The 10,342-nt window shown below is 50.1% G+C and carries 10 protein-coding genes; 4 read left to right on the forward strand and 6 right to left on the reverse strand.

Annotated elements, in window-relative coordinates:
• The 5 genes from AC9UES_RS05450 to guaB all read right to left on the reverse strand — a co-directional run.
• Window positions 1–814 (reverse strand): PTS transporter subunit EIIC (locus tag AC9UES_RS05450; RefSeq protein ID WP_509527376.1); only part of this gene is annotated, 814 nt, incomplete at its 3' end.
• 139 nt (window positions 815–953) lie between these two features.
• Window positions 954–1,712, reverse strand: coding sequence for a DeoR/GlpR family DNA-binding transcription regulator (locus tag AC9UES_RS05455; RefSeq protein ID WP_509527378.1), 759 nt, complete (start codon window positions 1,710–1,712; stop codon window positions 954–956).
• A gap of 120 nt (window positions 1,713–1,832) precedes the next feature.
• A complete protein-coding gene (locus AC9UES_RS05460; RefSeq protein ID WP_509527380.1) occupies window positions 1,833–2,618 on the reverse strand; it encodes an SURF1 family cytochrome oxidase biogenesis protein in 786 nt (261 codons plus the stop codon).
• Window positions 2,618–3,739, reverse strand: coding sequence for a GuaB3 family IMP dehydrogenase-related protein (locus AC9UES_RS05465; RefSeq protein WP_509527382.1), 1,122 nt, complete (start codon window positions 3,737–3,739; stop codon window positions 2,618–2,620). The genes AC9UES_RS05460 and AC9UES_RS05465 overlap by 1 nt, the downstream gene beginning before the upstream one ends.
• An 11-nt stretch (window positions 3,740–3,750) precedes the next feature.
• Window positions 3,751–5,256 carry an IMP dehydrogenase gene (guaB, locus tag AC9UES_RS05470; protein ID WP_509527384.1) on the reverse strand — a complete coding sequence of 502 codons (1,506 nt, stop codon included), beginning with the start codon at window positions 5,254–5,256 and terminating at the stop codon, window positions 3,751–3,753.
• Between the two features lie 199 nt (window positions 5,257–5,455).
• Here guaB and AC9UES_RS05475 point away from each other — a divergent pair, with 199 nt between their 5' ends.
• From AC9UES_RS05475 to AC9UES_RS05490, 4 genes are read left to right on the forward strand one after another with little or no spacing between them, the layout of a single operon-like run.
• Complete coding sequence (locus AC9UES_RS05475; RefSeq protein WP_509527392.1) at window positions 5,456–6,712, forward strand: branched-chain amino acid ABC transporter permease; 1,257 nt, start codon at window positions 5,456–5,458, stop codon at window positions 6,710–6,712.
• An 11-nt stretch (window positions 6,713–6,723) separates the two neighbouring features.
• Window positions 6,724–7,704, forward strand: coding sequence for a branched-chain amino acid ABC transporter permease (locus tag AC9UES_RS05480; protein ID WP_509527386.1), 981 nt, complete (start codon window positions 6,724–6,726; stop codon window positions 7,702–7,704).
• Between the two features lie 10 nt (window positions 7,705–7,714).
• A complete protein-coding gene (locus tag AC9UES_RS05485; protein WP_509527394.1) occupies window positions 7,715–8,602 on the forward strand; it encodes an ABC transporter ATP-binding protein in 888 nt (295 codons plus the stop codon).
• Between the two features lie 3 nt (window positions 8,603–8,605).
• Window positions 8,606–9,331, forward strand: a complete 726-nt coding sequence (locus AC9UES_RS05490) for an ABC transporter ATP-binding protein (RefSeq protein WP_509527388.1) — start codon at window positions 8,606–8,608, stop codon at window positions 9,329–9,331.
• 59 nt (window positions 9,332–9,390) lie between these two features.
• On the opposite strand, the gene AC9UES_RS05495 is transcribed toward AC9UES_RS05490, so the two are convergent.
• Window positions 9,391–10,342 (reverse strand): ABC transporter substrate-binding protein (locus tag AC9UES_RS05495; RefSeq protein WP_509527390.1); only part of this gene is annotated, 952 nt, incomplete at its 5' end.

Consider the following 10,342-nt stretch of genomic DNA (forward strand, 5'->3'; position numbering starts at 1 on the left):
AAGGGAAGTAGATCTCGTGGATTCCACCAAGGAAGTGGATAACGATTGAACCAGGAACTGATCCGCGAAGAACCTGAGGACCTGCAAGCCAGAAAGCTAGCAAGATTCCAAGTCCAGGACCAGGGTTAGTTTCAATCATGAATGCAATTGACTTACCAGTTTCGGCAGCCTCAACAACACCCAGTGGAGCCAAAACTCCAAAGTTGATGGCGTTGTTTAGGAACAGTACCTTCGCTGGCTCCACAAGTATTGAAGCAAGTGGTAGCAATGAACTGTCGACTAGGAACTTAACTCCCGCACCCAAGACATTTGAGATTGCGGTTACAGCTGGGCCGATTCCTAGGAATCCACCGATAGCTGCTAGTAGACCTGTGATTCCGAGGCTGAAGTTTCCAATCAGCATCTCAAAGCCAGCAGGTGTTACTGGGTCAAGTACAGCGTCGATCTTCTTTAGAACCCATGCTGCCAAAGGTCCCATAAGCATGGCACCAAGGAACATAGGAATTGTTGATCCCACGATTACACCAACGGTTGCTACTGCACCGATAACGGCACCACGCTGACCGTGAACCATCCGACCACCTGTGTAGGCAATCAAAATTGGTAGCAAGTTGATGATCATTGGACCAACCATCTTGGAAAGCTCCTCGTTAGGAATCCATCCGGTTGGAATAAACAGAGCTGTTAGCAAACCCCAGGCAATGAAGGCTCCAATGTTTGGAATCACCATACCCGCAAGGTTTCCACCCAGCTTCTGTACTGCGGCGCGCCACCCGGTTTGGGTGCCTGTTCCGCTTGGAATATAACTACTCATTTAGTCGACTACCTCTCTGTAGTTTTTTTGGGTTGAGTTGCACTCTGACTAAACCTCTCGGCAAAAAAAGTTCTTTTGCCGTTTGGGTTAGCCCCTTCAAACGCTCGAGCGTTCGAAGCTTTTTTGCCGATGGTTCTAGTCATGCTAGATCCACCTCAATTCCTTGAGCAGTTAGTTTCTCAACATGAAGACGATCTGCCTCCACGTCGGTAACTACTCGGTCAATGTTTTTGAAGTTTGCAAATAGAGCAGAGTAGCTAGAGCCAAATTTTGAATTGTCAGCGAGAACTATCGTCTCGTTAGCGTGCTCAATCATCGCTTTCTTTACTGCGGCTTCATCAGGATCAACAGTTGAAAAGCCATGGTTGATGTCAATTCCATTGGTTCCAAGGAATGCAATCTGTGCTCGATAGCTTTGAAGATCTTGAACCGTCTTTGATCCAATCGAGCTAAGTGTTGTTGGTCTGATGCGACCACCCAGTAGATAAACCTGAGTGGATGACTCTCCAAGAACAGACGCGAGTGTAAGGCTGTTGGTCACAACCATCAGTTGTGGTTTATTGCGAAGTGAGTCAGCTAAAAATTCCGTCGTGGTTCCACCATCAACAAAAATGCATCCTTCTTCCGGAAGGTACTGTGAAGCAATCTGAGCAATGCGAGCTTTTTGTTCTGGGTTTCGGTTTTTGCGCTCTGGAAAAGTAAATTCATGTGAAAGGCGTCCAGCAGATATTGCTCCACCGTGAACTCGACGTAGGAGTCCGCGCCTTTGAAGAATGTCTAGATCTCTGCGGACTGTCTCGACTGCGACGTTGAGCTTGCCGGAGGCATCGTGCGCATCAATGCGTCCGTCGTTGTTCGACCATTCGATAAGTCGAAGCCTGCGCTCCTCAGCGAGCATTTGGGTCCTGTCCGAATCTGCCTGATTGTGTAGTTTTCTGACTGATTGAGGAAAAAACTAGCAGATAATTTGGCCCAAAATACCAGAAACAGGCAAAAAAGGACACTACAGCTAGAAAAACTAGCTTTGTATCTCGCGAATTCGGGCGTCTTCGACCAGCCGCCACCACAAAAACACCGCAAATCCAGCAAACAAAGCCCACTCAAGGGCATAAAACAGTGTCAGCCAGTTCACCTGGGTGCCCGCTTCGGGAGGAGCGATCACAATTACCTCTAGTCCAAAGCCTGGCTCTGAGTCCAGAACCATAAAGCCAGCAAGACTCTGAGCTCCATCTCCTTTATACAGGTTCACCAGTTGAGCTAGCGAGAAGCTTTCCAGCAAGTAGGGCTTGTCGGGATCTGTCAGGGCAACTGGTCCCTCCGTTTGAAGATATCTTCCGGTCTGCTCCAAGAAAGCCTGAGCTTGAATTGATTCCATCAATTCTGCTCTTGCGGTTTCTGCTAACGACAAGCTCTCGGCAAAACCAATCCCAACACTCAAGCTTGCGGTTGAGTCACCGTCTTGTAGCAGCACACCCGAATTTGCAATTACCCAGTATCCCTGGACCACTTCATCGTTTGTTCGTTGTAAGCGATTGGCAACAATGAAAACGTTTTGGGTGTCAAGTATGATATTGGCCTTGACTCTCTTGTTGGCAGCGGTTGCAGTAAGCGGTGCTCCGGGTTTTTCTGAATCAATAAGAACAAGAGGTAATTGGGATTGATCTTCTGATTCAACCTCGGTGAAAGAACGCTCTAATTGCCACTGCCCAAGAAGAGCAAATACTGCCGCCATTGCAAGCGCGAAGAATAATCCAAAAATCCATTTGGGTCTTGTGGCCACCTGAGACCAGGTTGGGTTAGTCATTAGCTCTTTACGTAAGGAGCAATTACAACTTCAACGCGCTGGAATTCTTTCAGATCTGAATAACCAGTAGTTGCCATAGACCTAGCAAGAGCCCCAACAATATTGGATGCGCCATCGGCCAAAGAAGAAGGCCCGGTGAGAATTTGCTTGAGTGATCCAGTTTGCTCAACGCGCACGCGGTGACCTCGAGGAAGCTCCGGGTGGAAAGCCTCTTGGCCCCAGTGCCAACCGCGACCTGGAGCATCAGTGGAACGGGCAAGAATGGATCCAATCATGACCGCATCTGCTCCGCAGGCAATCGCCTTGACGATATCTCCCGAGGTTCCAATGCCTCCGTCGGCAATAACGTGCACATATCGCCCACCGGACTCGTCCATGTAGTCGCGCCTTGCCCCGGCAACATCAGCTACCGCGGTAGCCATTGGGGCGTGAATGCCAAGTACGGCGCGGGTTGTCGAGGCAGCACCGCCACCAAAGCCCACTAGGACACCAGCTGCTCCGGTACGCATTAGGTGCAAGGCTGCGGTGTAGTTAGCGACTCCTCCGACGATTACTGGAACATCCAGCTCGTAGATGAACTTCTTTAGATTCAATGGCTCAGAATCTTTGGCAACGTGCTCTGCTGAAACGGTGTTACCACGAATGACAAATAGGTCAACTCCGGCCTTCAAAACCACATCGCTAAATTGTGCGGTGCGCTGCGGTGAAAGTGCTGCCGAGACTGTCACACCGCCAGCGCGGATCTGCGCGATGCGATCGCGAATCAGTTCTGGCTTGATTGGCTCGGCATAGATCTGCTGCATTCTTGCGGTTGCTTCAGAATCTTTTAGCTTTGAGATTTCCTCAAGGAGTTTCTCTGGTTTGTCATATCTGGTCCAAAGACCTTCGAGATCCAAAACTCCTAGGCCGCCAAGTTTTCCAATTTCAATTGCCGTTTCCGGAGAAACAACGGAGTCCATGGGTGCCGCCAGAATAGGCATTGAAAATTGGTAGGCGTCGATGGACCAAGCGGTTGAAACATCTTGGGGGTCACGAGTTCGCCTGGTTGGGACAATCGCGATGTCATCGAAGGCATGGGCGCTTTTGGCGCGCTTGTTTCTGCCGATTTCAATTTCGGTCATGAAGATTTCTCCTAGCGAGTTCCGTAGTTGGGGGCTTCAATAGTCATCTGAACATCGTGCGGGTGTGACTCTTTGAGTCCGGCTGCGGTGATGCGAACGAACTTTCCTTTTTGCTGAAGCTCAGAAATTGTGCCTCCGCCAACATATCCCATTGATGCTCTGAGGCCTCCGATTAGCTGGTGAGTCACGGAAGCTACCGAGCCGCGGTAAGGAACCTGACCCTCGATGCCTTCTGGAACAAGCTTGTCCTCGCGCAGCACGTCGTCCTGGAAGTAGCGGTCCTTGGAGTAGCTCTTCGCTTCGCCCCTAGATTGCATGGCTCCAAGGGAACCCATACCTCTATACGTCTTGTATTGCTTGCCGCCAACGAAGGTGATCTCCCCTGGAGCCTCGTCGGTACCAGCAAGTAGTGACCCGATCATGACAGCGTTTGCTCCGGCAACTAATGCCTTGGCAATGTCTCCCGAGAACTGCAATCCACCATCTGCGATAACTGGAACTCCGGCTGGCTTGCAAGCAAGACTTGCCTGGTAGACGGCGGTAATTTGTGGCACACCAACACCGGCAACCACTCGGGTGGTGCAAATCGATCCAGGTCCAACTCCAACCTTGACTCCGTCAACTCCAGCGTCAACAAGTGCCTGGGCGCCTTCGCGAGTTGCAACGTTGCCGCCAATGATGTCAACATTCTTTGCAAATGGTTCTGACTTTAGTTTCTTGACCATTTCCAAAACGGCTTTGTTGTGACCGTGAGCTGTGTCAACAACCAAAATGTCAACACCTGCATCAACTAGAGCCATAGATCTTTCCCAAGCGTCGGTGCCAACACCAACCGCAGCTGCAACAAGTAATCTGCCGCTGGAGTCTTTTGAAGCCAGAGGATACTTTTCACTCTTGTCAAAGTCTTTGACGGTGATTAGTCCGCGAAGTTTTCCTTGCTCGTCAACAAGGGGGAGCTTTTCGATGCGGTGCTGAGCAAAAATCGCAATTGCCTTGTCGGGAACAATGCCCACCGGAGCGGTAACAAGGGGCATTGCAGTCATAACGTCCTTGACCAGAGTTGTGGTTCTTTGCACGTCGAGCACAAATCTCATGTCACGGTTGGTGACGATGCCAAGCAGTAGGCCGTCCTCGTCGATAACTGGCAATCCCGAAACTCGGAACTTGCCACAAAGGTCATCAACTTCTTGAATTGTGGCTAGCGGGCCGATGGTTACCGGGTGGGTGATCATTCCAGCCTCAGACCTCTTTACGAGGTCTACCTGGCTGGCCTGGTCTTCCAGGGAGAGGTTGCGGTGCAAGACCCCAATTCCGCCCTGCCTGGCCATGGCAATTGCCAGCCTTGCCTCGGTAACGGTATCCATGGCAGAAGAAAGCAGAGGGATGTTGATTTCTACTCTTTTGGTGACCTTGGTTTTGGTGTTTACCTGAGATGGAACCACGTCAGATTCGCCAGGAAGAAGTAGTACGTCGTCGTAGGTCAGACCAACTAGGCCAAAGGGGTCTGGCTGGGCCATTTTGTACCTAACTATTGGGGTGAGAAGCTTCTTTGCCCAAGTCTAGTTTTTTTTCAGGCCTAAAGACAGTGCTATTCTTTGGTAAACCCTGAAAACTGGGCTAAATCTTAGATGAGGCATCGATGCCCAGGAATGACATGGAGGCACTTTGATCCTCTCAAAAACCCCACAAGGTTCTAGAAGCTGGATTCAGCTACTAATGCTGGCTGTTGTTACCTCCATAACCTTCGGTGGCCTGTTCGCAACCAGCGCTCATGCCGACGAAGTTGGCACGGACCTGCCGTTCAAGATTGTTGGAAACGTCAAAAATGAAGGAATCGCTCTAGAGGGCGTCCGCATCGTCGTTTCCGGCGGCGGCTACACCGCCGAAACAGTGACTGACGCAGAGGGTAAATGGTACGTCGGCGTTCCTGAAAAGGCTGGATACACAGTATCTCTTGATCAAGAGACCCTTCCTTCTGGAATTGCAGTTATTGAAGAGGGTGGAGCTGAACAGTCGGTTGAAATTGGACCCTCGGGAAGCGTTACCAAAAACTTCTTCATTGGTGAAGGTGAGCGACTTGTCGTCAGCTTATTTGATCAAGTAATTGCTCGAATTGTATATGGCTTGAACTTTGGTTTGATGCTTGGGTTGGCATCGGTTGGCCTTTCACTGGTGTTTGGAACAACAGGTTTGTCCAACTTCGCGCACGCAGAGATGGTTACCTTCGGTGCTATTACCGCATTCTTCCTGGGCGGCATCTTGGCGCTACCTATCTGGATTGCAATTCCAGCGGCAGTTGTAATCAGCGGTCTGATGGGTTGGGGTCTGGATTCAGGTCTTTGGCGACCGCTTAGAAAACGTGGACTTGGTCTTGTGCAATTAATGATTGTGTCAATTGGATTGTCTCTTGCTGTTCGTTACTTGTTCCAATTCTTCGTTGGAGGAGGAACAACCCAGCTTCCTGGCTTTGACTCCCCGAAGATAAAACTATTTGGAGCAACTTCGCTGAGCGTCATTGACATTTCGTCGATGGTTTTGAGCCTTGTTGTGATTATCGGATTCGCCTGGTGGTTGATGACAACCCAGACTGGTAAGGCTACCCGCGCCATTTCTGACAACCCAGACCTAGCGGCCGCATCCGGTATCGATGTTGACCGCGTGATCCGTATTGTTTGGATAGTGGCGGCTGGGCTAGCTGGTCTTTCGGGAATTCTCTGGGCTTACTTCCGCCCAGGTATCAAGTGGGACATGGGAGCTCAGATTCTATTGTTGATCTTTGCCGCAGTTACCTTGGGTGGCCTCGGAACTGCTTTTGGCGCCCTACTTGGCGCACTGGTAGTCGGTTTGTTGGTAGAGGTTTCAAGCCTCGTGATCCCTTCGGATCTGAAGTACGTAGGAGCCTTGGTCGTTCTGATCGTGATCTTGCTTGTAAGACCGCAGGGAATCCTGGGTCGAAAAGAACGAATAGGTTAGGGAAGGCAGCTATGGACTGGTCTGCAATTTTATCCAATACCGCTCAAGGTCTTCTGAGCCCTGCCACTATGGCCTTTGCTCTTGCCGCTTTAGGACTTGCAATGCACTTTGGTTTCGCGGGGCTACTGAACTTTGGTATCGCTGGCTTTATGGCCGTGGGAGCTTACGGTTACGCAATTTCAATTCTCACCTTCGGCTTTGAATGGTGGCAGGGAATTCTAGTTAGCTTGGTTGCTTCCGTATTGTTCTCACTGATTCTTGGAATACCAACGCTTCGTCTTCGCGGTGACTACCTGGCTATTGTGACAATCGCTGCTGCGGAAATTCTTCGCTTGCTATTTCTTACCAACGCCTTCGTTGATGTCACAGGTAGCGCCGATGGACTTTCTGGATACCACAACAGCTTCCGAGCAGCCAACCCGTTCCCTGAGGGTGACTATGGATTCGGTCCTTGGACATACAACAACATCGAGTTCTGGGTTCTAATCCTTGGCCTAATCACTTTGGCTATCTGTGCTTTCTTGCTGCTACTTCTAATGAAAAGCCCTTGGGGTCGAGTCATCAAGGGTATCCGCGAAGACGAGGACGCCGTTCGAGCACTTGGTAAGAACGTTTTTGCATACAAAATGCAAGCACTAATCATTGGTGGAGTCTTTGGATCCTTAGGTGGAATCATTTACGCTCTGCCATCAGCAGTGAACCCAGGCGTCTACGTAACTTCGTTGACGTTCTTTGTTTGGACAGCTCTGCTGTTAGGTGGAGCAGCAACTGTGTTTGGACCGGTGCTTGGAGCAGTAATCTTCTGGGTGCTTCAAGCTTTTCTATCGAACGTGCTACCGCAGCTGGTTTCCAGCGGAATCCTGCCATTCATCAGTAGCATTCAGGCTTCAACGATCAGGTTCATCCTGGTGGGAGTAGGTCTCATGCTTCTTGTCATTTACCGTCCTCAAGGAATCCTTGGCGACAAAAAGGAGCTGACCTTTGTCAAGTAGTAGCGCAAAACTGCCAGGCAAGCCTGCAGCTAAGACAACCGGATTGCACGTTGGAACCATTCGTCCAGGTGTTCCAAAAGTAGATCCGATCATCACCATTGACAATGTGTCTCGTAAATTCGGAGGCCTTGTTGCCGTTGACGTTGAGCACCTAGAGATTCCTCGCGGTGCAATCACGGCCCTAATTGGTCCTAACGGTGCGGGTAAAACTACACTTTTCAACCTATTGACTGGCTTTGACAAGCCAGACACCGGAACTTGGAACTTCGAAGGTAAGTCCCTCGCGGGTATTCCTGCTTTCAAGGTGGCTCAGATGGGTCAAGTTCGTACTTTCCAACTCACCAAGGCATTGAGCTTGCTCACCGTTTTGCAGAACATGAAGCTCGGTGCCAAAGATCAGCGTGGTGAGAAGTTGATGTTCTCGATCTTCCCTTTCCTTTGGAAGGCAAAAGAGCAGGAAATCGAAGAGAAGGCTCTAGAACTTCTAAAGCGGTTCAAACTTGACACCAAGAAGGACGACTTCGCGGCCAGCCTCTCGGGTGGTCAGCGCAAGCTTCTAGAGATGGCTCGAGCTTTGATGACCGACCCAGTTCTTGTGATGCTAGATGAGCCGATGGCTGGAGTGAACCCTGCTCTAACCCAGTCTCTTCTTGAGCACGTTCTGAATCTAAAGAGTGAAGGTATGACTGTATTGTTCGTTGAGCACGACATGCACATGGTCAGACACATCGCCGATTGGGTTGTTGTCATGGCCGAGGGTCGAGTAGTTGCCGAAGGCCCACCGGATGAGGTCATGAAGAACACTGCAGTTATCGATGCTTATCTTGGTTCCCACCAAGACACTGACCTTGGAACAATCACTGGACGTATCACTTTGCCACCTAAGGGAAAGAAGTAAGCCATGGCTAATGTTCCAGTAATTGAAACCAAATCATTGGTCGCGGGCTACCTACCTGGGGTAAACATCCTTAACGGCGCGAACTTCTTTGCGAATCAGGGAGAGCTTGTTGGAATCATTGGGCCAAACGGTGCCGGTAAGTCCACACTTCTCAAGGCAATCTTTGGTCTAGTGAAGGTTCGCGAGGGCGAGATCTTGCTAAACGGAGCTTCAATCGCGAACCTGAAAGCTAACCAATTGGTAGCTCAGGGAATCGGATATGTTCCTCAGAACAATAACGTCTTTCCTTCTCTAACAATTGAAGAGAACCTTCAGATGGGCTTGTTCCAGAACCCAAAGAGCTACACCGAGCGCCTAGAGTTTGTCACCGGTATCTTTGCTGAGCTTGGTAAGAGACTCAAGCAGCGTGCAGGCTCACTTTCTGGTGGAGAACGCCAGATGGTTGCCATGAGCCGTGCGCTGATGATGGATCCTAAGGTTTTGCTACTGGATGAGCCTTCGGCTGGGTTGTCCCCTGTTAGACAAGATGAGGCCTTTATTCGAGTTTCAGAAATCAACAAGGCAGGTGTGACAACCATCATGGTTGAGCAAAATGCTCGCCGCTGCCTCCAGATCTCTGACAGAGCCTACGTACTGGATCAGGGTAAGGACGCTGTAGTTGGAACCGGAAGAGAACTTCTAAACGATCCAAAAGTTATCGGCCTGTACCTCGGTACTTTGGGCGAGTAATAAAAACACTTAAATAGAAAACCCCCGGGATTGCTCCCGGGGGTTTTACTAATTGATACTTACTTGGCTGGCAGGTAAGTGTTGTCGTCCTGGTAGACGTAAACACCGATGCTAGCTTCGGTTGGGTCACCATTCTCATCGAATGTGATTGGACCAGAAACACCATCGTAGTCAGCGACTCCGCCGCCGTTGATGATGTCAGCACACTCAGCAAAGCTGGTGCACTTGGTACCTGAACCGGAACCTCCAGAAACTTCCTGAAGCTTGCCGGCCATGTCAACGCCCTCTACCGATCCAGCAGCAAGTGCTGAAAGAGCTAGAAGAACAACTGCGTCGTAAGCCTCAGGTCCGTAAGCGTAAACCTTCTCTAGGTCAGCGTTACCTTCAGCTACCCAGTTGTCGTTCATCTTAGTTAGGAATTCAGGGATGGTCTCAATGTCCAAGCCAGGAAGTGTTCCCTTAGCTCCGGTTAGAGTTCCAGCCTCAAATACGTCTGAGAAGTTAGCAAGGTTTCCATCAACAAAGTAAAGCTTGTCAGATGGGAATCCGCTAAGACCAGGAATAATGGTCTTTACTTCTTCAAATGTGATTAGAACGATTGCATCTGGGTCTGTTGCTAGAACTTCAGCAATCTGAGAAGTGAAGTTAGTGTCACCAGTGTTGTATGTTGGTGCAGCTAGAACTTTACCGCCAGCAGCTTCGAAGGCCTCAGTAACGAACGATGCAAGTCCGGTTCCGTATGAGTCGTTTAGAACGATCATTGCGATATTCTCGTGACCGTCAGCAGCGATTAGGTTACCAAGAACCTCACCCTGCAAAACGTCAGAAGGCGCGGTACGGAAGTACAGTCCCTTGTCGTCGTAGCTGCTCAACGCAGCAGATGTGTTCGCAGGTGAGAACTGGATTACTCCGGCTCCAACAACCTGGTCGATGAACTGCAATGAGGTACCAGATGAAGCAGCACCAATGATTGCGTTAACGCCAGCGTTTAGAAGACGAGGAATCTCGGTC

Origin of the sequence: Rhodoluna sp. (genome assembly GCF_044232805.1) — a bacterium.
Lineage (GTDB): Bacteria > Actinomycetota > Actinomycetes > Actinomycetales > Microbacteriaceae > Rhodoluna.

Bases quoted from the DNA above. Each gene is read 5' to 3' on its own strand.
- AC9UES_RS05455 (WP_509527378.1), bottom strand. From the start codon at position 1,712: ATGCTCGCTGAGGAGCGCAGGCTTCGACTTATCGAATGGTCGAACAAC.
- AC9UES_RS05460 (WP_509527380.1), bottom strand. From the start codon at position 2,618: ATGACTAACCCAACCTGGTCTCAGGTGGCCACAAGACCCAAATGGATT.
- AC9UES_RS05465 (WP_509527382.1), bottom strand. From the start codon at position 3,739: ATGACCGAAATTGAAATCGGCAGAAACAAGCGCGCCAAAAGCGCCCAT.
- guaB (WP_509527384.1), bottom strand. From the start codon at position 5,256: ATGGCCCAGCCAGACCCCTTTGGCCTAGTTGGTCTGACCTACGACGAC.
- AC9UES_RS05475 (WP_509527392.1), top strand. From the start codon at position 5,456: ATGCTGGCTGTTGTTACCTCCATAACCTTCGGTGGCCTGTTCGCAACC.
- AC9UES_RS05480 (WP_509527386.1), top strand. From the start codon at position 6,724: ATGGACTGGTCTGCAATTTTATCCAATACCGCTCAAGGTCTTCTGAGC.
- AC9UES_RS05490 (WP_509527388.1), top strand. From the start codon at position 8,606: ATGGCTAATGTTCCAGTAATTGAAACCAAATCATTGGTCGCGGGCTAC.